The 21,808-nt window shown below is 65.7% G+C and carries 19 protein-coding genes; 14 read left to right on the top strand and 5 right to left on the bottom strand.

The window, feature by feature from the left end; all coding sequences use genetic code 11:
• Positions 1-237 precede the first annotated feature (237 nt).
• From ACFFJ6_RS16570 to ACFFJ6_RS16550, 5 genes are all read left to right on the top strand, one after another.
• Positions 238-849, top strand: a complete 612-nt coding sequence (locus tag ACFFJ6_RS16570; protein WP_378389640.1) for a hypothetical protein — start codon at positions 238-240, stop codon at positions 847-849.
• Positions 850-1,101: 252 nt separating this feature from the next.
• The gene (locus tag ACFFJ6_RS16565; RefSeq protein WP_378389638.1) at positions 1,102-3,426 is read left to right on the top strand and encodes a TonB-dependent siderophore receptor; all 2,325 of its coding nucleotides are present in this window, start codon (positions 1,102-1,104) and stop codon (positions 3,424-3,426) included.
• 69 nt (positions 3,427-3,495) lie between these two features.
• Positions 3,496-4,704 (top strand): PepSY-associated TM helix domain-containing protein, encoded by a 1,209-nt coding sequence (locus ACFFJ6_RS16560; protein WP_378389636.1) that lies wholly within the window; start codon positions 3,496-3,498, stop codon positions 4,702-4,704.
• A 351-nt stretch (positions 4,705-5,055) separates the two neighbouring features.
• Positions 5,056-6,138, top strand: a complete 1,083-nt coding sequence (locus ACFFJ6_RS16555; RefSeq protein ID WP_378389634.1) for a glycosyltransferase family 4 protein — start codon at positions 5,056-5,058, stop codon at positions 6,136-6,138.
• A 64-nt stretch (positions 6,139-6,202) separates the two neighbouring features.
• Positions 6,203-6,745: a methylated-DNA--[protein]-cysteine S-methyltransferase gene (locus ACFFJ6_RS16550; RefSeq protein ID WP_378389632.1), complete on the top strand. Its 543-nt coding sequence runs from the start codon at positions 6,203-6,205 to the stop codon at positions 6,743-6,745.
• Positions 6,746-6,800: 55 nt separating this feature from the next.
• On the opposite strand, the gene ACFFJ6_RS16545 is transcribed toward ACFFJ6_RS16550, so the two are convergent.
• From ACFFJ6_RS16545 to ACFFJ6_RS16535, 3 genes are all read right to left on the bottom strand, one after another.
• Complete coding sequence (locus ACFFJ6_RS16545) at positions 6,801-7,418, bottom strand: glutathione S-transferase family protein (RefSeq protein ID WP_378389630.1); 618 nt, start codon at positions 7,416-7,418, stop codon at positions 6,801-6,803.
• A gap of 172 nt (positions 7,419-7,590) precedes the next feature.
• On the bottom strand, positions 7,591-8,433 hold the full coding sequence (locus tag ACFFJ6_RS16540; RefSeq protein WP_378389628.1) for a fumarylacetoacetate hydrolase family protein: 843 nt from the start codon (positions 8,431-8,433) through the stop codon (positions 7,591-7,593).
• Between the two features lie 95 nt (positions 8,434-8,528).
• On the bottom strand, positions 8,529-9,377 hold the full coding sequence (locus tag ACFFJ6_RS16535; protein ID WP_378389626.1) for an MBL fold metallo-hydrolase: 849 nt from the start codon (positions 9,375-9,377) through the stop codon (positions 8,529-8,531).
• Positions 9,378-9,504: 127 nt separating this feature from the next.
• Between ACFFJ6_RS16535 and ACFFJ6_RS16530 the strand changes: the two genes are divergently transcribed.
• The 4 genes from ACFFJ6_RS16530 to ACFFJ6_RS16515 all read left to right on the top strand — a co-directional run bounded on the left by ACFFJ6_RS16530 (position 9,505) and on the right by ACFFJ6_RS16515 (position 13,358).
• Positions 9,505-9,918: a DUF3775 domain-containing protein gene (locus tag ACFFJ6_RS16530; protein ID WP_378389624.1), complete on the top strand. Its 414-nt coding sequence runs from the start codon at positions 9,505-9,507 to the stop codon at positions 9,916-9,918.
• 304 nt (positions 9,919-10,222) lie between these two features.
• Complete coding sequence (locus tag ACFFJ6_RS16525; protein ID WP_378389621.1) at positions 10,223-10,882, top strand: Crp/Fnr family transcriptional regulator; 660 nt, start codon at positions 10,223-10,225, stop codon at positions 10,880-10,882.
• Positions 10,883-11,005: 123 nt separating this feature from the next.
• Positions 11,006-11,611, top strand: coding sequence for a nuclear transport factor 2 family protein (locus tag ACFFJ6_RS16520; protein ID WP_378389619.1), 606 nt, complete (start codon positions 11,006-11,008; stop codon positions 11,609-11,611).
• A 208-nt stretch (positions 11,612-11,819) separates the two neighbouring features.
• Positions 11,820-13,358 (top strand): class I adenylate-forming enzyme family protein, encoded by a 1,539-nt coding sequence (locus ACFFJ6_RS16515; RefSeq protein WP_378389617.1) that lies wholly within the window; start codon positions 11,820-11,822, stop codon positions 13,356-13,358.
• A gap of 89 nt (positions 13,359-13,447) precedes the next feature.
• Here ACFFJ6_RS16515 and ACFFJ6_RS16510 read toward each other — a convergent pair whose 3' ends face one another.
• Entirely contained in the window at positions 13,448-13,660 is a 213-nt protein-coding gene (locus tag ACFFJ6_RS16510; RefSeq protein ID WP_378389615.1) for a SlyX family protein, read from the bottom strand.
• Positions 13,661-13,879: 219 nt separating this feature from the next.
• On the opposite strand from ACFFJ6_RS16510, the gene ggt reads away from it, so the two are divergent.
• The gene (gene ggt / locus ACFFJ6_RS16505; protein ID WP_378389613.1) at positions 13,880-15,466 is read left to right on the top strand and encodes a gamma-glutamyltransferase; all 1,587 of its coding nucleotides are present in this window, start codon (positions 13,880-13,882) and stop codon (positions 15,464-15,466) included.
• Positions 15,467-15,632: 166 nt separating this feature from the next.
• Entirely contained in the window at positions 15,633-16,613 is a 981-nt protein-coding gene (locus ACFFJ6_RS16500) for a D-2-hydroxyacid dehydrogenase family protein (RefSeq protein WP_378389611.1), read from the top strand.
• A 78-nt stretch (positions 16,614-16,691) separates the two neighbouring features.
• Here the strand turns inward: ACFFJ6_RS16500 and ACFFJ6_RS16495 are convergent, their stop codons facing one another.
• Entirely contained in the window at positions 16,692-16,907 is a 216-nt protein-coding gene (locus ACFFJ6_RS16495) for a CsbD family protein (RefSeq protein WP_378389609.1), read from the bottom strand.
• A 515-nt stretch (positions 16,908-17,422) separates the two neighbouring features.
• Here ACFFJ6_RS16495 and ACFFJ6_RS16490 point away from each other — a divergent pair.
• From ACFFJ6_RS16490 to ACFFJ6_RS16480, 3 genes are all read left to right on the top strand, one after another.
• A complete protein-coding gene (locus ACFFJ6_RS16490) occupies positions 17,423-20,053 on the top strand; it encodes a PAS domain-containing hybrid sensor histidine kinase/response regulator (protein WP_378389607.1) in 2,631 nt (876 codons plus the stop codon).
• Between the two features lie 68 nt (positions 20,054-20,121).
• Positions 20,122-20,604, top strand: coding sequence for a VOC family protein (locus tag ACFFJ6_RS16485; RefSeq protein ID WP_378389605.1), 483 nt, complete (start codon positions 20,122-20,124; stop codon positions 20,602-20,604).
• 94 nt (positions 20,605-20,698) lie between these two features.
• On the top strand, positions 20,699-21,805 hold the full coding sequence (locus tag ACFFJ6_RS16480) for an efflux RND transporter periplasmic adaptor subunit (protein ID WP_378389603.1): 1,107 nt from the start codon (positions 20,699-20,701) through the stop codon (positions 21,803-21,805).
• The last annotated feature ends 3 nt before the right edge of the window (positions 21,806-21,808 follow it).

Raw genomic sequence — 21,808 nt, 5'->3', positions numbered from 1 at the left:
CAAATACGATGATCAAACACACCAATCGCAAAACGCCGCTTCCCAAACGGAAGCGGCGTTTTTGCGTTTGAACCACGTTCGTCTCCTCGGTCTTGGTTCCATTCCGAATTGCCTTGGATCGTTGCCTGGGCTACGGGCGTCTGCCCGTGTTTCGGCCCAATTGCGGCGCAGATTCGCGGCGCCCTGAATCGGCGTCAAGCCGGCCTTGTCCCAGGCGGAATCACCGAGGAGAACTTCATGCGCTTCCCTATTCGACCCGTCGCCATGGCTGGTGCGGGCTGTCTGGCTCTTGCGCTCGCATCGGCGGCGCCGACGGCGGTGCTGGCGCAGGCCGCTCAGAACCAAGCCACCCCGGCCGCGCCGGTGAAGCCCGCTCCCGAAGCGGCGGCTCCGTCGGAACCGGTGCTGAAGGACATCACCCTGACCGAGAAGCAGGTCCAGGGCGTGCTCGCCGCGCATAAGGATCTCGACGCGATCGCCGCCAAGATGCCCGACGATCCGCAGGCCAAGCCCGATCCGAAGATCGTCCAGCAGCTCGACACGACGGCCAAGAAGTATGGCTTCGCCAACTACGGCGAATACAGCGACGTGGTCGAAGCGATCAGCATGGTGATGGCCGGCGTTGACGCCAAGACCAAGACCTATGTGGGTCCCGAAGCCGAGCTGAAGGCGCAGATCGCGTTGGTCCAGGCCGACACCAAGATGTCCGCCGACGACAAGAAGCAGGCGCTGGCCGATCTCAACGAAGCACTGAAGTCGCCGGGGCCCGTGGTCAAGAACCAGGGCAATATCGATCTGGTGCTGAAGAACTACGACAAGCTCGCCGAAGCGCTCGACGACGAGGAATAGCGCCGCGCAGGAGTTTCGAAGCAAACGCCGTCTCGGTAACGAGGCGGCGTTTTTGTTTGTCGAGCCGCTGCCGCAGCCCCGTCGCGGCCTCGGCCATCAGCAGTACCACAACCTGAAGCTGATCGCTGGTGCGATCGGACGCGACGCGGGCGCGACTTAGAGGCATTACAAGCGCCCCTGCGTTCTCATCATCACCGCACGCTGCTAAACGCGACCTCTCATCATTCTCTCGTGCGGAAAGCAGACTGCGGAATGTCGATCGACGAAGGACGGCTCGCCAAAGCCGGGAGGCGCCAGCGTGGGTCCGTCGCGGCGGGCGCGACTGCCGGCGCTGTGTGCCTTGCGAGTCTCGCCTGCGCGGACGTCGCCGTCGCGCAATCCAGCACGGAGCTGCCATCGGTCACCGTCGAAGCGCCGAACCGCGCCGCGAAACGCAGCGCTGCGGCGCCCGCGTCTCGCGCGCCGCAGCAGGCCGTCGTGCGCCGCGCCGCGCGTCAGCCCGCGCCCCAGCCGGCGCCGCCGACTCCGTCGGAACGCGCGGCCGCGGCCGCCGCTGTGCTGAACGAACAGAAGCTCGGCTACCGGGCGATGCCGAGTCCGACCACGCTGCGCAGCGGCGCGTCGCCGCTCGATAGTTCGCAATCCGTCAACGTCGTGCCCGAGCAGGTGCTGAAGGATCAGCTGCCGCGCAATCTCGACGACGCGCTCGCCAATGTCAGCGGCGTCACCCAGACCAACACGCTGGCCGGCTCGTTCGACGCCGTGATCCGCCGCGGCTTCGGCGATAATCGCGACGGCTCGATCATGCGCAACGGCATGCCGCTGGTGCAGGGCCGCGCGCTCGGCGCCAGCGTCGAGAGCGTCGAGGTGCTGAAAGGCCCGGCCTCGCTGCTGTACGGCATCCAGACGCCGGGCGGCATCGTCAACACCATCAGCAAGCGGCCCGAACTGTATCAGCACGGCTCGCTCACCGTGATCGGCTCGACATTCGGCGGCGGCAAGAACGGCAGCCAGGCGATCGTCGACGTCACCGGCCCGATCGGCGACGGCGGCGTCGCCTATCGGTTCGTCGGCTCCGGCCTCGACGAGGATTACTGGCGCAATTTCGGCGCCAATCGCGAGACGCTGATCGCGCCGTCGCTGGCCTGGTATGGCGAGCGCACCACGGTTCAGTTCGGCTACGAGCACCGCGAATTCAGCTATCCGTTCGACCGCGGCACCGCCTTCGTCAATGGCGCGCCGCTGGCGATCCCGGCGACGCGGCGGCTCGACGAGGCGTTCAACCGGACCTGGGGCAAGTCGGACCTGGTGCAGGGCTCGATCGAGCACCGGCTCGACGACAACTGGAAAGTCACCGCCGCCTACAGCTTCAACAGCGAGACCTACGACGCCAATCAGCTCCGCATCACCTCGGTCGATGCCCGCACCGGCGTCGAGCGCCGCAGCAATGACGGCACCAAGGGCGCGATGGCGTATGTCAGCTTCGGCACGTCCTATCTGCAGGGCAATGTCTGGCTCGGCGACTTCCGCAACGAGTTGCTGATCGGCGGCGACGCACAGCGCCGCGTGATCTATCGCCAGGATCTGATCCGGCAGGCGACGCCGAACTTCAACTTCTACAATCCGACCTATGGTTTGGTGCAGCCCGGCACCACGGTGTCGCCCACCGACAGCAACCAAACCGATCAGCTCGAGACCCGCTCGGTGTTCCTGCAGGATACGCTGCATCTCACCAACTGGTTCTCGCTGGTCGGCGGTCTGCGCTGGATGGAGTACGACCAGCTCGCCGGCCGCGGCCGGCCGTTCACCGCCAACACCAATCTCGACGGCAGCAAGGTGCTGCCGCTCGCCGGCGCGATCCTGAAGCTCAACGACCAGGTCTCGCTCTACGCCAGCTACACCCAGTCGCTGCAGCCGACCTCGAGCATCGCGCCGCTGACCGGCGGCTTCGTGATCGGCTCGAACATCGCGCCCGAAGAGGGCACGCAATACGAGGCGGGCCTGAAGTTCGATCTCAACAAGCGGCTGTCCGGCACGCTGGCGGTGTACGACATCGACAAGAAGAACGTGCTGGTGTCGCAGTTCAATTCGGCGACCGGCCTCAACGAATATCGCGCCGCCGGCAAGGTCCGCTCGCGCGGCGTCGAATTCGACGTCACCGGCCGGCTCGACGATCACTGGAGCACGATCGCCAGCTACGGCTACACCGACGCGATCGTCACCGAGGATCCGACGCTGGTCGGGATGCGGCTGCAGAACGTGGCGATGAACACCGCGTCGCTGTTCCTGGTCTATGATTTCGGCACCGCGCTGCCCGGCCGGCTGCGCCTCGGCGGCGGTCCGCGCTATGTCGGCAACCGCCCCGGCGACAGCGCCAATTCCTTCGTGCTGCCGGCCTACACTGTGGCCGACATCTTCGCGAGCTACGAAACACGCACCGGTCCGTTCCCGGTGACCTATCAGTTCAACGTCAAGAACCTGTTCGACACCGTGTACTATCCGTCCGCCGTCAACACGCTGAACGCGGCGGTTGGCGACGCGCGGCGGTTCTCGCTCGCCGCCACGGTGAAATTCTGATGCGGAGCGCCGCGCCGTTGCACTGTCATGGCGCGACTTCGCCGCCCGGCCGCATGCGCGGAGGCTGACATGCGCGCCGCGGTTAAAGCCACGCTGTTTCAGGTGCATTCGATCGCCGGCCTGGTGCTGGCGCTGGTGCTGACGCTGATCGGCGTCACCGGCGCGATGATGAGCTTCGAGGACGAGATCCTGGCCGGCCTCAATGCCGGCCTGATGCGCGTCGAGCCGCGATCGGCGCCGCGGCTGTCGCCGGACGAGCTGGTGGCGCGGGCGCAGGCGGCCACCTCCTACGGTGCGGTCGCGTCGATCACGCTGGCGCGCGATCCGTCGGCCGCCGTGCGCATCCGCTTCGCCCGCAACGAGGACCGCTCGCGTCCGTCGTCGCTCTATGTCGATCCCTATGACGGTCGCGTGCTCGGCCATCCGGCCGGGGAGGCGTTCTTCCTGACGGTGCAGAAGCTGCACCGCTGGCTGCTGCTGCCGGGCGACGGCAAGGGCTATGGCCGGCCGATCACCGGCATCGTCGCGATCGGGCTGATCACGATGCTGATTTCCGGCCTGGTGCTGCGCTGGCCGCACCGGCCGGGCAGCCTGAAGATCTGGCTCAAGCCCAATCTGCGCCTGCACGGCCGCGGCCTGCATCGCTCGCTGCATTCGGTCGTCGGCACCTGGGTGATGGTGATCTATCTGGTGATCGTGCTGAGCGGCCTGTGGTGGTCGTTCGACTGGTACAGGTCGGCGGCGACCTGGCTGTTCGCGCGCGCGCCGGCGGCGGACGAGCCGATGAAGGCCAAGTCGCCGGCCAAGTCGCCGGGCAAGGCGCAGGGCGGCAAGGCGGCCCGGGCCGAGCGGCCGGATGGCGCGGCGCCGGCGCCCCAGCTCGACCGCGCATGGGCCAGCTTGCTGCAGGACCGCGGCGACAATTTTGCCTCGGCGCGGCTGACGCTGCCGAGCGGCGGCGAGACGACGCTGCGGGTGAGGGCCTGGCTGACCGACGCGGCCGACGGCCGGCGCGACGAATTCAAGATCGACGCCGCGACCGGCGCCATCGTGTCGCGCGAGCTCTATGCCGACAAGACCACCGGTGAGCGGATGCTGTCCCGGATGTTCGACATCCATCGCGGCGGCATCCTCGGCTGGCCGGGCAGGCTGCTCTTCATGCTCGCGTCGCTGTCAATGCCGCTGTTCGCCGTGACGGGCCTGCTGCTGTACCTGTCGCGCCGCCGTCACAAGCGGATGTCGCGCGACGCGATGGCGAGGCTGGTGCCGGGCGAATAGTCCGGCTCCACGCTGCTGTGGCGCGACCGCGCCCGCCAGCAATGCGAACCTATCCCCACGCACAGCCTCATCCTGAGGAGCGCGCTATAGCGCGCGTCTCGAAGGATGGCGACACGGCACGTGCTTGCGGCCCATCCTTCGAGACGCCGCGCGTTGCGCGGCTCCTCAGGATGAGGTCGAGTTCGTGGAGAGCGTCGCGCGGCCGCTTGGTCCGGTCAGCCCGCAACGCTGCAATGCACGCGCTGTCTGCGGCGTGCCGCTGCGTTGCACCGTGCGGTCTAGAAGGGTTATAAACCCCGCCGTTGTGATGATCTGGATCTCTCCGATGAGCCGGCGGTGCCTATGAGGGTCATGCTGGCCATCTTCAAGCTCGACAAGCAGGGCGGCAAAGAGCGCGATTGTATCGCGGTCGCGCGCGATCTTGCGGCGCGCGGTCACGAGGTGACCGTGCTGACCACCTCGGCCGAGGTGGCGGGCATCGGCGATCTGCGGATCGAGAAATTGCGCACCCGCGGCTTCGCCAATCACGTGCTGCTGCGCGAATTTGCGCGCGCCGTGATCGCGCACCGGCAGCGCGCCGGTTCGGCGGTGCTGCTGTCGTTCGAACGCATTCCCGGAGCGGATTATCACTACGTCGCCGACGGCGCCGCCATCCTGCGCGACTGGCGGCTGCTGGCCTGGCCGCCGCGCCGCCGCACGCGGCTCGCGCTGGAGCGCGCGCTGTTCGCGACGCCGTCCACCACCGGGCTGTTCTTCCTCACCGAGCGCCAGCGCGACGAGTACTTCATCGCCTATGATTTCGAGCCGTCGCGCGCCACCGTGCTGCCGATGGTGCTGCACGACGACCGCTACACCGCCGCGCGCCATCTCGGCGCGACCGACTGGCGTGCCGATCTGCGCATTCCGGACGACGCACTGCTGGCGGTCTCGGTCGCGGTCGATCCGAAGCTGAAGGGCGTCGACCGCAGCCTCGCGGCGCTGAAGCTCTATCCCAAGCTGCACCTCGTCGTCGCCGGTTCGGATTCGGCCTGGCTGCATCGCCATGTCGTGCGCCACGATCTCGAGACCCGGGTCCGGATCGTGCCTTACGTTTCCGAGGTGATGGATCTGATCGCCGCCGCCGACTTCATGCTGCACCCGGCGCGTTCCGAAGCCGCCGGGCAGGTGATCGGCGAGGCGCTGCTCGCGGGCGTTCCGGTGCTGGCGAGTGCGGCGTGCGGCTATGCGGGCGAGATCGAGCGCAGCGGCGCCGGGCTGGTGATTCCGGAGCCGTTTCAGCACGAGGCGCTGGTGAACGGCCTCGCCAGCATGATCGATACGCTGCCGGCGATGCGCGCCGCGGCGGCGGCGCGGTCGCAGAGCCTGCATCAGCATCGCGGCGCGTGGCTGTCCGCCGTCGCCGAGCAGCTCGAACGCGGCGCGGCCCAGGCCTGAGATCGGGTGGATCGCCGCGCTTCCTGGCGCTAATCTTGGTCCGGAACTTCGACGGACCATCGCCATGACGCCGCACAGCTACGCCATGTTCGACACCGCGCTCGGCCGCTGCGGCATCGCCTGGGGCGATCGCGGCATCGTCGCCGTGCAGTTGCCGCAACCGAACGACGCGCAGACCCGCGCCCGCATCGCGCAACGTCATGGCGACATCCCCGAGGCGCCGCCACCCGCGGACGTGCAGCACGCGATCGACGGCATCGTCGCGCTGATCGCCGGCGAGCCGGTCGACCTCACCGACATCCCGGTCGATCTCGACGCCGTCTCCGATTTTCAGCGCGGCGTCTACGACATCGCCCGCACTATCCCGCCGGGACGAACGCTGAGTTACGGCGACATCGCCAAGCGGCTCGGCGGAGTCGAACTCTCGCGCGAAGTCGGCCAGGCGCTCGGCCGAAATCCGATCCCCATCATCGTACCGTGCCACCGTGTGCTCGCCGCTGGCGGTAAGCCGGGAGGGTTTTCGGCGAATGGCGGCGTCGCCACCAAGCTGAAGCTGCTGGCGATCGAAGGTGCGGTCGTCAACTACACGCCGAGCCTGTTCGATTGAGATGCGAGCCTGTGGCAAAATCGCTGCCACAGGTTTGCCTCAAACCAAAACCGTCTCAGGCGGCCGGCGGAACGGAGATTGCGATCGATTCGCGCTGCATCATCCGCTCGTTGAACGCCGCGAGATTCGGATAGGCCGCGCGCCAGCCGCAGTCGGCAAACCGGAAATCCGCATAGCCGAGCGCGCAAGCGAGCGCGATCTGCACGATGTCGAAAGGTCCGTTGAGCACTTTGTCGTTCGCGTTGAATTTGGCGAAGCCGGTCCACGCGCGATTCCAGTGATCGTCGTACCAGGCCTGCCAGAACAGCGGCTGCGGCCGCACCAGCTTCTCGTAGCGGCACAGCAGCATCGAATCCAGCATGCCCTGCAGCAGCGAGTGATCACTGCGCACGCGCCAGCGCGCCGGCCCCGACGACGGGATCAACTTGCCGCCGCCGGCGAGGTCGTCGAGATATTCGGCGATGACGAAGGAATCGACGATCACCTCGCCATTGTCGAGGATCAGCGCCGGCAGCTTCTTCAGCGGGTTGACCTGCCGCATGTAGTCGTCATTCGGCTGCCCTGGCACGGTCGCGGCCGAGATGAATTCGATCTTGTCGATCAGTCCCAGCTCGATTGCGACGATCCGCACCTTGCGGGCGAACGGAGAAGCGGGGGAGAACGAGAGCTTCATGGAAGTCCCTTTCGGACTGCGGCTTTTCAACACCACGACCTCATCCTGAGGAGCCCGGCGCAGCCGGGCGTCTCGAAGGATGGGCCGCACGTACTCACCTGTCGACATCCTTCGAGACGCGCTCCTGGCGGAGCGCTCCTCAGGATGAGGCCGAAATGCGTGGCCGTCGCTGCTACACCGCGACGATCGTCTGCTTCTGTTCGCCGAGGCCTTCGATGCCGAGCGTCACCACGTCGCCGACATTGAGGAACTGCGGGGGCTTCATGCCCATGCCGACGCCGGGCGGGGTGCCGGTGGTGATGATGTCGCCGGGCAGCAGCGTCATCAGCTCGGACAGATAGGATACGATCTTCGGCACGTTGAAGATCATCGTCGCGGTCGAGCCGGTCTGGCAGCGCTTGCCGTTGACGTCGAGCCACATGCCGAGCTTGTGCACGTCGCCGACCGCATCCTTGGTGACGAGCCACGGCCCGAGCGGACCGAACGTGTCGTGCGACTTGCCCTTGGTCCACTGGCCGACGCGCTCGAGCTGGAAGGCGCGTTCGGAGACGTCGTTGCAGACTGCGTAGCCGGCGACGTAGTTCAGCGCGTCGGCTTCGGAGACGTATTTGGCGCGCGTGCCGATCACGATCGCCAGTTCGACTTCCCAGTCGAGCTTGGTCGAGCCGCGCGGCTTTTCGACGTCGTCGTTCGGGCCGCACAGCGAGCTCGCCGCTTTCATGAATACGATCGGTTCGGCCGGGATCGGCATGTTGGCTTCGGCCGCATGGTCGGCGTAGTTCAGGCCGATGGCGATGAATTTCGGCGTGCCGCCGACCGGCGAGCCAAGCCGCGGAGTGCCCGGAACTTCCGGCAGCCCGTCCGGATCGAGCGCGGCCAGCTTGGCGAGGCCCGCGGGCGAAAACGCTTCGCCGGCGAGGTCGGCCACCTGACCCGAGAGGTCGCGCAGCTTCCCGGATTTGTCGATCAGTCCGGGCTTCTCATGGCCCATCGCGCCGTAACGAACCAGCTTCATGCCGCGCTTCCTCCTCGGTTGTTGCGCTCACCTCATGGAACAGCGCCGCGCCGAATTCAACAGTCCCGGGCGCGGGCGCGCCATGCAGGCGGCCGTCATTGCACTGGTACGAACCGGAAGGCGTCGCCGTCGCGGACGATCCGCCCAGGGCCGAAGTGACCGCCGAACACCAGGGTCGGCGTGTCGGCGAACCGCGAGAACAGCGTCCGCCGCGTGTCGGTCGATTGCTGCGCGTCGGTGTCGAAGCTCGACGCCCAATCGAGATGCGCCATCTGGCAGGGATGATGGGCGACGTCGCCGGACAGCAGCGCCTCTTCGCCTTCGGAACGGATATGCAGCGCCATGTGACCGGGGCTGTGACCTGGCGTCGGGATCAAGCTGATTTCGTCGGTCAGCCGGGCGTCGCTGTCGATCAGGTCGACCTTGCCGGCATCGACCACGGGCTGCACCGAGTCCGCGAACACCGCGGCATGCGCCGCATCGGTGCTGTGGGTCTTCCAGTAGTCGTACTCGCTGCGGCCGAACACGTAGCGTGCGTTGGCGAAGGTCGGCACCCAGCGTCCGTCGACCAGCCGGGTGTTCCAGCCGACATGGTCGACGTGCAGATGGGTGCAAACCACCATGTCGATGCTGTCGGCCGGGTAGCCGGCTTTCGCCATGTCCTGCAGGAACGGCTTGTCTAGGCCATTCCAGTGCGGCACGCCGCGGCCCTGCTTGTCGTTGCCGATGCAGGTGTCGACCACGATCCGGCGGGTCGGCGTCTCCACCACCCATGAATGGACCGACATCGTCAGCCGGCCTTCCGGGCTGGCGAATTGCGGGATCAGCCAGGGCAGTTCGCGGATTTGTTCGGGGGTGGCCTGGGGAAGGATGAAACGGGTGCCGCCGGTCAATTCCATCTCGACGATTTTGGTGAGTTTCACCTTGCCGATCGTCCAAGCCATCCCACGTCTCTCCCTGTTGTTCGTGTTTTGCCGGAGCATGCTGGTTTTGCCCGGAGGGTGCAACGGATCATCCGCCGCGTTGATGCGTTGGTCATGCCGCCGGATGGTCAGACGATGGAGATGTTCGATGCCTGAGCTCGCGATTTCAACCGACAAGGTCGGCTTTCTGATCGAGAAAGCCCGTGAATACGACGTCAAGGAAGGCGCCAGCGACATCGACTCCGGATCGAACGGTGCCGATGACAACATGATCGACGTGCTGGAAGACAACGGCGCAGATCCGGTGGCGCAGGAGATCGCCGGCTTCATCAGCGCAATGACCGAGGAGGAGCAGATCGATCTCGTCGCGTTGATGAGGCTGGGGCGCGGCGACGGCACGATCGAGGATTGGGAGGATCTGCGCAGCGAGGCCGCCGACGGCCGCAACGGTCGCACCGCTCGCTATCTGCTGGGTGAGCCGTTGCTGAGCGACTATCTGGCGGCGGGACTCGATGAGTTCGGCCTGTCCTGGACAGACGAGCGCACCACGCCAGTGGTGTGATCGATATCACGCGAAGGTTTCCGCCGAATCATGCGCGCGATTCGCATCAAGTCACGAGAAACACGTCTGTTTTCGCGCCCTTAGTGTGCCCGTGATACCGTTGCACGCATCTCCGATGCCATCTGATCTCGTTGCGCCGTTTCAAGCTCGGATTTTGTTTGGCGCGCGGACGCAAATGCCCTGAAACCGGGCTTAAACTACCTCGTACCTTACCGAGGATGAGATTTTTTACCGACGGTTCCGACCGGCCGCGGTCTATCCTTTTCCTGTTGCATCAGCTTCAAGGCGGAGTTGGAGAAGGTTGATGAGGCTTGGAGCCGATTTCGATCATCGTGAGTTCCTGACCAAGCCGGGCGTAGGACGCACCGTCCTTCGCTTCACGCGTGACCAGGTGGTGTTTTCCCAAGGCGATCCGGCGGACAGCGTGTTCTTCCTGCTCGATGGCCGGATCAAGGTCGTGGTGCTGTCGGCCCAGGGCAAGGAGGCCGCGACTGGTCTGGTGCACTCGGGGCAGTTCTTCGGCGACGGGTGTCTGGTCGGTGACGATACGCGATGCGCGACGACGATTGCGATGCGGGATTGTGTCGTCGCTTCAATCAGCAAGTCACTGATGGTCGAAACGCTCCGGACCGAACCGGATTTCGCCGCGATGTTCATTCGTCATTTGCTGCTGCGCAATCGCGGAATGGAAGAAGATCTGATCGATCAGCTCTTCAACTCCAGCGAGAAGCGGCTGGCGCGTCTGCTGCTGCGGTTGTCCAAGCTCGACAACAACGGCTCTCAGCCGATCGCCCCACATATCAGCCAGGAGACGCTGGCCGAGATGATCGGGACCACGCGGTCGCGCGTGAGCTTCTTCATGAACAAATTCCGCAAGCTCGGCCTGATCAGTTACGATCGCAACATCGAGGTCCATCCGCGGCTCAGTGCGATGCTGCAGGACCATTCCGAAGCCCGCGGCTGAGCCGCGGGCGCTTTCCATCCTCTCAGAACTGTCCCCTAAAGCAGGGCACCGCTGCGTGGAGGGCCTCTCGCCGCGCCGTTGCTCCGTGCCTATAGTGCGCCGCGCGGGGAGGCGTGACGGCACATGGATGCGGAGTGGCAGGACAGACTCGCGATCCGCGAGTTAATTGAGAATTGGGTGGTGTGGCGCGATGCCGGCGATTGGGATCGCTTCCGCACGGTCTGGTTCGACGACGGACGAATGATGGCGACCTGGACGCAGGGCACCGCCGACGAATTCATCGCGATGAGCAAGGCCGGCTGGGCCAAGGGCGTCTCGATCCTGCATTTCCTCGGTGCGCAGTCGATCGACCTTGCCGGACGTCGCGCGATCTCTCAGACCAAGATGACGATCTCGCAGCGTGCCAGCGTGCACGACGTCGTGGTAGACGTCGTCTGCACCGGCCGGTTCTACGATTTCCTGGAGAAGCGCGACGGCCGTTGGGGCTTCGTGCTGCGCCAGCCGATCTACGAGAAGGACCGCATGGACCCGGTCGATCCTGCGGCAAAACTGTCGCTGGATCCCGCTGTCCTCGCGCGCTTCCCCGAGGGCTATCGACATCTCGCTTATCTGCAGAGCCAGATCGGCTATCAGATCAAGCCCGACATGCCCGGCCTGAAAGGCGATGCTGTGGAGCGGCTCTACGCCAGCGGCGCGGCGTGGTTGCGGGGCGAGAAGCTCGATCGGTAGAGGCTCCGCGCGCGGTTGCCGTCATGGCGAGGGTGGCGAAGCGATTCAGAAGCGCCCTGAACGCGAGTGGATTGCTTCATTGCGACGCTTGTGCTCGGAAGGCGCCGAGTGCCGATCCGCGTGCTGCTCGCAATGACGCCGCGAATTCGATAATTGATCTTCGACCGCTCGAAGCGTCGTACAAAAAGAAAATCTGGGAGACCTGATCATGCCCGACTTCATCACCCTGGATGCCCTGGTACGTAACACCGCGCAGGCGTCGCCGGATCGGCTTGCGGTGATCGATGGCGAAAGGCAATTGCGCTACGCGGAATTCGACGCGCTGATCGATCGCGTCGCGGCGGCGCTGCAGCGGGATGGCGTCAAGCCCACGGACACGATCTCGATCTGCGCGTTGTCCTCGATCGAATATGCTGCGACCTTTCTTGCCGGGCTGCGGGTCGGCGTTGCGGTTGCGCCGCTGGCGCCGTCGTCCACCGCGCACGACTTCGCCGCGATGGTGAAGGACTCGGCGGCCAAGATCCTGTTCACGGACGATTTCGCCGCCGCCGCGATGAAGGATGCGGCGATCGACCCGAGCGTCAAGCGCGTTGCGCTCGACGGTGGCGGCAGTGGCACAGCGTTTAGTGGCTGGCTGGCACCGGAGGGGGCGAAGCCGACGCCGGTCACCGTCGATCCGGAATGGGTGTTCAACATCATCTATTCGTCCGGGACCACCGGGACGCCGAAGGGCATCGTGCACACGCACTATCTGCGCTGGCGCCAATACGGTCAGCTCGACCCGCTGGGCTACGGCCCGGACGCCGTGACGCTGCTGTCGACGCCGCTGTATTCCAACACGACGCTGGTCTGCTTCAACCCGACGCTCGCCGGCGGCGGCACACTCGTGCTGATGAAGAAGTTCGACGCGAAGGGCTTCCTCGACCTTGCGCAGAAGCACCGCGTCACCCACGCGATGCTGGTGCCGGTGCAGTATCGCCGCATCATGGCGCTGCCGGACTTCGGCAACTACGACCTGTCGTCCTTCGTGATGAAGTTCTGCACCTCGGCGCCGTTCGCGGCCGAGCTGAAGCGGGACATCCTCGCGCGCTGGCCGGGCGGACTCACCGAGTATTACGGCATGACCGAGGGCGGCGGCTCCTGTGCGCTGCTGGCGCACGAGCATCCGGACAAGCTCAATACGGTCGGCCAGCCGATGCCGGAGCACGAGATCCGGCTGATCGACGAGGACGGCAATTTCGTGCCGCCCGGAGAGATCGGCGAGATCGTCGGCCGCTCCGCGGTGATGATGAAGGGCTATCTCAATCAGCCGCAGAAGACCGCCGAAACGCTGTGGATCGACAAGGACGGCAACCGCTGGGTTCGCACCGGCGACGTCGGCCGGTTCGATGCCGAGGGCTTCCTGACGCTGATGGACCGCAAGAAGGACATGATCATCTCGGGCGGCTTCAACATCTATCCGAGCGACATCGAGGCGATCGCCAGCCAGCATCCCGACGTGCTGGAAGTCGCCGTCGTCGGCATGCCGTCGGAGGAGTGGGGCGAGACGCCGGTGGCGTTCGCGGTGGCGCGGCCCGGCCGCACGCTCGATCCGGCCGAGCTGAAGGCGTTCACCAACGCCAAGGTCGGCAAGACGCAGCGTCTCGCCGATGTGGCGATCGTCGAGCAGTTGCCACGCAGCGCGATCGGCAAGGTGCTGAAGCGCGAGCTGCGCGATCAGCGGCTGGCCTTGAAAGCGGCGTCATAGTCGATCCGCACAAACTCACGACTCGTCATTCCGGGCTAGCGCTTCGCGCGCCCCGGAATGACAAAAGAGAGGCTGAGTGCGAGTCCGCCTCAATAATGCGGCGGGCGCTCGTTGATCGGAGCGACGTTGGTCTCGGCCTGCTCCAGCCGCTCCGACAGCGCCGCGATTTGCCGCGTCAGGGCGTCGATCTGCTTCCACTGCGCCGTCACCGTCTGGTTCAGCGTTTCGATCGCCTCGTCCTGATAGGTGAGGCGGATTTCGAGTGCCTCGATCCGGTCGGTGAGGGATTGCTGATCGGCCATCGAACCGCTCCGAGCTTCAGACGCAGGCCCCTGCCTGGCGGCGCCGAAGGGCGCGGCCGACGATGTAACAGCCTGCGGAGCGGCGCGAAACCCTCGGCGATGGGGCCGGATTGCGGCCCGAGCCCGTCGCGGGTGCGCCGAGGATTGCTCCGCCCGGCCGGATTATGCCAATTAGGCCGGCGCCGAAGCGCGGCGCGGTGAACCAAAGAGCCTGTTCCCATGAGGAATTTTCACTTCGCCGGCCGGTCCACGGTCCATGCCCGCAACGCCATGGTGGCGACCTCGCATCCGCAGGCGTCGCTCGCCGCGATCGAAGTCCTGCAGGCGGGCGGCACGGCGGCCGACGCGGCGATTGCCGCCTCAGCGCTGCTGGCGGTGATCGAGCCGCAGTCGACCGGCATCGGCGGCGACTGCTTCGCGCTGTATCAGCCCAAGGGCACCGGCAAGATCGTCGCCTATAACGGCTCCGGCCGCGCGCCGGCCGCCGCCAAGGCGGAGTGGTTCCTGGAGCAGGGTATCGACGCGATCCCGCTCACCAGCCCGCATTCGGTGACGATCCCCGGCGCGATCGACGCCTGGGCGACGATCCTGCGCGACCACGGCCGCTTCGGCCTCGACAAGCTGCTGCAGCCCGCCATCAAGGCCGCCGCCGAGGGCTACGTCGTGGCGCCGCGTATCGCGTTCGACTGGAAGCACGGCTTCGAAAAGCTGAAGAAGGGCGCCAACACCGCGCGTTATCTGCTGCCGCACGGCGAGATCGCCAAGACCGGCGACGTCATCACCCAGCCGGAGCTCGCGGCCACGCTCAAGCTGATCGCCGACAACGGTCCCGACGCGTTCTACAAGGGCGCGGTCGCCGAGGACATGGTCGAGACGCTGCGCAAGCTCGGTGGCCTGCACACGCTCGAAGACTTCGCCGAGCACAGCACCGAAACCACCTCGCCGCTCGGCACCATCTACAAGGGCTTCGACGTCTGGCAGTGCCCGCCGAACGGCCCGGGCATCACCATGCTGGTGATGCTGAACATCCTCAGCCGGTTCGACCTCACCAAGTTCGATCCGCTCAGCGTCGAGCGCTTCCACCTCGAGGCCGAGGCCAGCCGCATCGCCTTCATGATGCGCGAAGAACACATTGGCGATCCGGCGCATGTCGATATCGACGTCGTCCGCATCCTGGCGCGCGAATTCGGCGAGGAGCATTGCAGCAAGATCGCGCTCGACAAGATGCTCGACCTGCCGCATGTCGCGCCGCCGATGAACCCCTCGACCGTGTACATCACGGTGGTCGACGAGGACCGCAACGTCTGCTCCTTCATCAACTCGATCGCGCATTCGTTCGGCTCGGCGATCATCTCGGACAAGACCGGCATCCTGCTGCAGAACCGCGGCGCCGGTTTCCGCGTGCAGCCGGGTCACCCGAACTGCATCGCGCCGAAGAAGCGGCCGCTGCACACGATCATCCCGGCGCTCGCGACCGAAGGCGGCCGCGCGCGGATGTCGTTCGGCGTGATGGGCGGTCAGTATCAGCCGGTGGGTCAGGTTCACGTGCTCACCAACGTGCTCGACTACGGCATGGACATCCAGGAGGCGATCGATCTGCCGCGCGGCCTGCACTACGAGAGCGTGTATCAGCTGGAGGACGGTGTGCCGGCCGCGACCGTCGAGGGTCTGAAGGCGCTCGGTCATCAGGTCACGTCAGTCGGCACGCCGCATGGCGGCGCTCAGGGCATCTGGATCGACTGGGACAAGGGCACGCTGACCGGCGGCTCCGATCCCCGCAAGGACGGCTGCGCGCTGGGATATTGAGAGGCGCTTTGTAGAGCAGAGCAGTAGTGGCCTCCCCTCCCCCTTGCGGGGAGGGGCGGCCGAGCGAAGCGGAGGCCGGGGTGGGGGGCCACGAGTCGTAGTGCTTGTGGACCCCCACCCCCGACCCCTCCCCGCAAGGGGGAGGGGAGAAGAAAGGGAACGCCGCGTGAAAGTCGCCATCCTCGATGATTACTTCGACACGCTGCGCACGTTGCCCTGCTTCGCTAAACTCAAGGGGCACCAGGTCACGATCTACAACGACCACGTCCAGGACACGGACGCGCTGGCAGAGCGGCTGAAGGATGTCGAAGCGCTGGTGCTGATCCGCGAGCGCACCCACATCCGGGCGCCGCTGCTGGAGAAGCTGCCGAAGCTCAAGCTGATCAGCCAGCGCAGCGTCTATCCGCACATCGACATCGACGCGTGCACGCGGCTCGGCATCGTGGTGTCGTCCAACATGCACGCCGACACGCCGTCTTATGCGGCGGCCGAACTCACCTGGGGATTGGTGCTGGCGGCGATGCGGCAGATTCCGCAGCAGATGGCGGCGCTGCAGGCCGGTAACTGGCAGATCGGCGTCGGCCATACGTTGCGTAACAAGACGCTGGGAGTTTACGGCTATGGCCGGATCGGGAGCGTCGTCGCCGGCTACGGCCGCGCGTTCGGCATGTCGGTGCTGGTCTGGGCGCGCGAACCGAACCTGACGCAAGCGCGCGCCGACGGCTACCAGATCGCAGGCAGCAAGGAAGAACTGTTCGCCGAAAGCGACATCCTGACGCTGCACATGCGGCTGGTCGATGCGACGCGGGGCATCGTGACGCGGACTGACCTGGCACGAATGAAGCCGACGTCGTTGTTGGTGAACACCAGTCGCGCCGGGCTGGTCGAGCAGGGCGCGCTTGTCGACGCGCTACGCGCCGGGCGGCCTGGGATGGCGGCGCTCGACGTGTTCGACACCGAACCGCTTCGCGATCCGCAGGATTCGCTGCTGGCGATGGCCAACGTCGTCGCGACACCGCATATCGGTTACGTGACGCGCGACGAATACGAATTGCAGTTCAGCGACATCTTCGATCAGATCGTGGCCTATGCGGCCGGCGGACCGATCAACGTCGTCAATCCGGCAGTCCTCTCCGGGCGACGCTGACCCCTCAAACGCGAAAAGACCGGCCGAAGCCGGTCTCCTGCTGTGAGCAGGGCGAATGCCCCGCATCACGAAATGAAATCAGAGGTTGCGGTGGACGGCAGCCGCTGCCTTGTCGGTGGTATCCTTCACCGCGTCCTTGGCGTCGCCGAGAGCCTGCTGGCCCTTGCCCTTGGCTTCCTGCATCACGCCTTCGCCCTTCAGCTTCTCGGAGCCGGTGGCTTCGCCGATGCCCTGCTTGGCCTTGCCGACCGCCTCGTTCGCCGCGCCCTTGATCTTGTCCATCGTGCTACCCATTGAAGTTCTCCTACCTGGATGAGCATCACCGGACTGGTGAGCTTTCGGGCAGACAACGGTCTGCATGGCTGCTAGTTCCGGCCCGGAATCTTTGTGATCGCATTGAAAAATCGGAACAAATCGTCGTGCTCGTAATCTCGTCACTGTTGGGTGTGGGAGATCGAGAGTGCAACGAAGGTCCGAAAATGGTAGGGTGCGCAAGACTGCTGGGTAACCCGCTCTTCCGACTATCGGGATTAGCTTTGATCTTTCGTCGATTGTTAACTGCCCCCGGTATCGCTCCGTGATTGCCCTTGCAGATTAACGTTGCGGAAGTACCACGACCGCATGGTCGAAACGGAACCATGCGTCGTCAGCCCGGGACCGGCTGCGGCTTTGCTCCGGCGATACCTTGTTCTTCCTGGAGTTGAATCAGGGAAGACTGCGGAGGCCGGTGTGGATACGCCGATTTTGCCAAGGCCGGGTAAGATCGGGTGCTTCAGAACTGACGAGAACGGCCGAGAGAGATTGACGAGATGTCCGGCCTAGGGCTACCGACGACGACGGCGCTGGCGCCCGGAAAGGACTGGAGCGCGCGTCTCGACTTCTGGCTGGGCGGACGCGGTGCCGGCACGCTGATCCCCATCGCCGACATGGACGAGCGCGAGATGCGTCGGATTCGCGCCGAGCAGATCGCCAGCGTCAGCAGGCTCGTGCCTGTCACGATGTCGATCAACGTCATCAATGCCGCGCTTGTGGTCGTGGTATTTTGGGACGGCAGCAGCAAGATCTTCCTGTCCGCTTGGTTCGTCGCGTTAGGTCTCATCGCCGCAATGGCGCTGCGGTCCTGGCTCGGGACTCGGCACAGTCCGCCGCGCGAAGCATCCGCCAATGCGACCCGCCGGATGAGCGTCCAGGCCCTTATTCTCGGCTCGGTCTGGGGCGCGATGCCGATCGCGCTGTTTCCAGGCGCGGCGCCGACCGATCAGTTGATCCTCGGCTGTCTGGTCACGGGCATGATGTCCGGCGGCGCTTTCACGCTGTCGACCGTGCCGCGTGCAGGTCTCGCTTACACCTGGGCGATGGTGGCGTGTTCGGCGATCGCGCTGATACTGTGCTCCGGCACCAGCTACATGGTGACCGCGATCTTCCTGCTGCTCTATGCGGTCTTCATGTCGCGCAACCTGGTGTGGCACGGCGAGATGTTCTTCAACAATTTGCGCTCCCAGTTCGAGCTGGAGCGCAACACCGAGATCATCTCGCTACTGCTCAAGGACTTCCAGGCCAACGCCAGCGATTGGCTGTGGCAGACCGATACGCTGGGGCGGCTGGTCCACGTGCCGGACCGTTTCGCCGAGGTCGCGCATCTGCCGTCCAACGTTCTGTTCGGCGCGCAGTTTTCCGACGTGCTCGGGATGTTGTGTGTGGAGGACGGCCGCTGTGCCGCGACGGTCGCGGCCAAGATGGCGTTGCGCGAGTCGCTGCACGAAGTGCTGGTGCATGTGCGGGTCGCCGGGAGCCCGCGGCTGTGGTCGCTGACCGCGCGGCCGATCTTCGACCACAATGGCGAGTTCTCCGGCTATCGCGGCGTCGGCCGCGACGTCACCGAGCGTTGGCGGGCCGAGCAGGCCGAGGCCGAGAATCGCGCCAAGTCGAGCTTCCTGGCGATGATGAGCCACGAGATCCGCACGCCGATGAATGGCGTGCTCGGGCTCGCCAACTCGCTGCTCGAAACCAATCTCGATCCGGATCAGCATCACGCGGTGACGACGATCCGCGATTCCGGCGACAACCTGCTGCGCATCCTCAACGACATCCTCGATCTGTCGAAGCTCGAGGCCGGACGCATCGAGTTCGAGCAGGTCAACTTCTCGCCCGTGGTGCTGGTCGATGCAGTGCGCTCGATCGTCGAACCGAACGCGCGGGCCAAGGGGCTCAGCCTGAAGATCGACATCGATCCCAGGCTGCCACCGGCGCTCACCGGCGACGTGCAGCGGATCCGCCAGGTGCTGCTCAATCTGGCCTTCAACGCGGTGAAGTTCACCGAGCATGGCAGCGTCGCCATCGTGCTGACCTGCGTGCGACGCGACGACAGCTACGCGACGGTCGAGTGGCAGGTCACCGACACCGGCATCGGTATTCCGCCGGAGCGCGTCGGCTCGCTGTTTACGGATTTCGCGCAGGGCGATCTGTCGATCAATCGCCGGTTCGGCGGCACCGGACTGGGTCTCGCGATCAGCCGCCGTATCGTCGAACAGATGGGGGGCGGTATCGACGTCACATCGCGCCCCGGCGAAGGCTCGACCTTCCGGTTCAGCCTCGATCTGCCGTGGAGCAACGCCCTGATTTCTGATTACCGCCTCGATCGGGTCGGCAGCGACGATCTGCGAACCCGGATCGCCATGCTGGGCCACCCGCTGCGTGTGCTGATCGCCGAGGACGACACCACCAACCAGATGGTGGTGCTGAAGATGCTTCAGGAATTCGCCGCCGACACGCGCGTGGTGTCGGACGGCGCCGAGGCGCTGCGTGCGCTCGAGGCGGAAGAAGTCGATGTGGTGCTGATGGATGTGCGGATGCCGATCATGGACGGTCTGGCCGCGACGCGCGCGGTCCGCAATCGCGGCGGAGCCCTGGCGCGCCTGCCGATCATCGCGCTGACGGCCAATGCCTTTCCGGACGACATCAAGGCCTGTCGCGAGGCCGGAATGACGGATTTTCTCGCCAAGCCCCTGCGCAAGCCGGCGCTGGTCGCAGCCGTGCTCCGCGCGCTGCGCGGCGGCAGTGGCGCAACCGCCGCCTCGGGGCCCGTCGCTCCGCCTGCGCCGGTCGACCTCAACGTGCTGGCCGAGCTGACCGAAGAGATCGGCCGCGAGCAGGTTACTGAAATGGTGTCGCTGTTTTTCAGCGAGACCGATCGCCGGATCGCGTTGTTCCGCCAGTTCGCCGCCAACATCGATCGCGACCTGCTCGCCATCGAGGCGCATTCGATGAAAGGCGGCGCCGCCACGCTGGGCTTCGGCTCGGTGGCGGAGATTGCCCGTGCGATCGAGGCGGGCGCTTCGAGCGTCTCGCCGGAGGCGCTGACCGCGCTGACCGCGCAGCTTTCCAAGGCGTTGGTCGAACTTCGCCATCACTGCGAAGGCAAGTTCAAGCTCGCGAGCTGATCCGGCGCCCTGTCGGGTCCGGCCGCGTTCGTTCGTCCTCGGCACAATGTCCTCTCTGGAGTTGTGCCATGTCGAAGATCACCCCGTGCCTGTGGTTTGCCAGCGAAGCCGAGGAGGCGGCGCGGTTCTATGTCTCGCTGCTGCCGGACTCCCGGATCGATCACGTCCAGCGCAGCGTCGTCGACACGCCCTCCGGACCGGCGGGGTCGGTCCTGCTGGTTGAATTTGCCCTGGCCGGCCAGCGCTACATGGCGCTCAATGGCGGCCCGCGGGCCAATTTCACTCACGCGGTGTCCTTCATGATCAATTGCACGGATCAGGCCGAAGTCGATCGGCTGTGGGATGCGCTGCTCGACGGCGGCGAGCCCGACCAGTGCGGATGGCTGCGCGATCGCTACGGTCTGTCGTGGCAGATCGTCCCGTCGATCCTGCCGAAGCTGTTTGCAGGGCCGGACCGGGCGGGCGCCGAGCGGGCCATGCGGGCGATGATGCAGATGGTCAAGCTCGACGGCCCGGCGCTCCAGCGAGCCTATGAAGGTGCGACCGAATAGCGCACCGCAAGCACGGTATGATGATCTCTGACGATTATTGACATTCGTCATAGTTCAGAGGACGGTTCCCTCAGTTCAAGGTGAGGGCTCTGTCATGCTTGCGCATCCGATGTTCGACGGGATGGTTCGACTCCTTGCTGGCTTGGCGTTGGCCGTTTTGGCGCTGATGCTGGCCGGCTGCGATGACAAGCAGGTCAAAAAGGACAAGCCGGAGCGGCCGGTGCTGGTCGAAAGCCTGCGCTACGCCGCGGCCTCGCCGCAGCGCAGTTTCGTTGGCACCATCCGGCCGCGGATCGAAACCGATATCGGCTTCCGGGTGACCGGCAAGGTCGCGCAGCGGCTGGTGGAGGTCGGGCAGATGGTCGACGTCGGGCAGCCTCTGGCGTCGCTCGATGAGACCGACCTGAAGCTGCAGGCCGAGCAGGCTGAGGCCGAGTACAGCGCCGCCAAGGGCGTGCTGGCGCAGGCGATCGCGTCGGAGAACCGCGCCAAGGAGTTGCGCGGCAAGGGCTGGTCCACCGAAGCGCAGATGGATCAGGCGCGCGCGGCCGCTGACGAGGCGCGGGCTCGTTTTGCGCGGGCCGAACGCTCGGTAGAGCTGACCCGCAACTCGCTGTCCTACGCGACGCTGAATGCGGATACGCGCGGCGTCGTCACGGCGGCGCTGATCGACGCCGGGCAAGTCGTGGCGGCTGGGCAAGCGGCGTTCCGCATTGCGAGGTTCGGCGAGAAGGAGGCGGTTGTGGCTATTCCGGAGACGCTGATCGGTCGCGCCAGGCAGGGCGAGGCGCGGGTCAGCCTGTGGTCGGAGCCAGGCAAAATTCATGTGGCAAAGTTGAGGGAGATTTCCCCGATCGCCGATCCTGCGACTCGTACCTATCTGGCCAAGTTTTCGCTGCCGGACGCCGACGACGGTATCGCGCTCGGCATGACCGCGACGCTGACGCTGTCGGATTCCGCGACCGACCGGGTGGCGCGGCTGCCGCTGTCGGCGCTGTTCAACCAGGGCGGCTCGCCCTCGGTCTATGTGGTCGAGGACTCCGGCAAGGTGACGCTGACCCCGGTCGCGGTGAAGGCCTATGAGAGCGAGAGCGTGGTGATCGGCGATGGTCTCGCCGATGGCGCCAAGGTCGTCGTGCTCGGGGTGCAGAAACTCGACCCGGCCGAAAAGGTTCGGGTCGTCTCATCGCTCGCGTTCTGACCG

It is taken from the genome of Rhodopseudomonas telluris, assembly GCF_042432815.1.
Lineage (GTDB): Bacteria > Pseudomonadota > Alphaproteobacteria > Rhizobiales > Xanthobacteraceae > Rhodopseudomonas > Rhodopseudomonas telluris.
Note: the sequence above shows the minus strand (reverse complement) of the source record. Positions and strands in the feature narration are given on the sequence as shown.

What these genes read in the sequence shown, in the direction of transcription:
- ACFFJ6_RS16570 (WP_378389640.1), top strand. Translation starts at nt 238, where the DNA reads ATGCGCTTCCCTATTCGACCCGTCGCCATGGCTGGTGCGGGCTGTCTG.
- ACFFJ6_RS16515 (WP_378389617.1), top strand. Translation starts at nt 11,820, where the DNA reads ATGCCCGACTTCATCACCCTGGATGCCCTGGTACGTAACACCGCGCAG.
- ACFFJ6_RS16525 (WP_378389621.1), top strand. Translation starts at nt 10,223, where the DNA reads ATGAGGCTTGGAGCCGATTTCGATCATCGTGAGTTCCTGACCAAGCCG.
- ACFFJ6_RS16490 (WP_378389607.1), top strand. Translation starts at nt 17,423, where the DNA reads ATGTCCGGCCTAGGGCTACCGACGACGACGGCGCTGGCGCCCGGAAAG.
- ACFFJ6_RS16545 (WP_378389630.1), bottom strand. Translation starts at nt 7,418, where the DNA reads ATGAAGCTCTCGTTCTCCCCCGCTTCTCCGTTCGCCCGCAAGGTGCGG.
- ACFFJ6_RS16480 (WP_378389603.1), top strand. Translation starts at nt 20,699, where the DNA reads ATGCTTGCGCATCCGATGTTCGACGGGATGGTTCGACTCCTTGCTGGC.
- ACFFJ6_RS16565 (WP_378389638.1), top strand. Translation starts at nt 1,102, where the DNA reads ATGTCGATCGACGAAGGACGGCTCGCCAAAGCCGGGAGGCGCCAGCGT.
- ACFFJ6_RS16530 (WP_378389624.1), top strand. Translation starts at nt 9,505, where the DNA reads ATGCCTGAGCTCGCGATTTCAACCGACAAGGTCGGCTTTCTGATCGAG.
- ACFFJ6_RS16520 (WP_378389619.1), top strand. Translation starts at nt 11,006, where the DNA reads ATGGATGCGGAGTGGCAGGACAGACTCGCGATCCGCGAGTTAATTGAG.
- ACFFJ6_RS16535 (WP_378389626.1), bottom strand. Translation starts at nt 9,377, where the DNA reads ATGGCTTGGACGATCGGCAAGGTGAAACTCACCAAAATCGTCGAGATG.
- ACFFJ6_RS16555 (WP_378389634.1), top strand. Translation starts at nt 5,056, where the DNA reads ATGCTGGCCATCTTCAAGCTCGACAAGCAGGGCGGCAAAGAGCGCGAT.
- ACFFJ6_RS16560 (WP_378389636.1), top strand. Translation starts at nt 3,496, where the DNA reads ATGCGCGCCGCGGTTAAAGCCACGCTGTTTCAGGTGCATTCGATCGCC.
- ACFFJ6_RS16550 (WP_378389632.1), top strand. Translation starts at nt 6,203, where the DNA reads ATGACGCCGCACAGCTACGCCATGTTCGACACCGCGCTCGGCCGCTGC.
- ACFFJ6_RS16485 (WP_378389605.1), top strand. Translation starts at nt 20,122, where the DNA reads ATGTCGAAGATCACCCCGTGCCTGTGGTTTGCCAGCGAAGCCGAGGAG.
- ACFFJ6_RS16495 (WP_378389609.1), bottom strand. Translation starts at nt 16,907, where the DNA reads ATGGGTAGCACGATGGACAAGATCAAGGGCGCGGCGAACGAGGCGGTC.
- ggt (WP_378389613.1), top strand. Translation starts at nt 13,880, where the DNA reads ATGAGGAATTTTCACTTCGCCGGCCGGTCCACGGTCCATGCCCGCAAC.
- ACFFJ6_RS16540 (WP_378389628.1), bottom strand. Translation starts at nt 8,433, where the DNA reads ATGAAGCTGGTTCGTTACGGCGCGATGGGCCATGAGAAGCCCGGACTG.
- ACFFJ6_RS16510 (WP_378389615.1), bottom strand. Translation starts at nt 13,660, where the DNA reads ATGGCCGATCAGCAATCCCTCACCGACCGGATCGAGGCACTCGAAATC.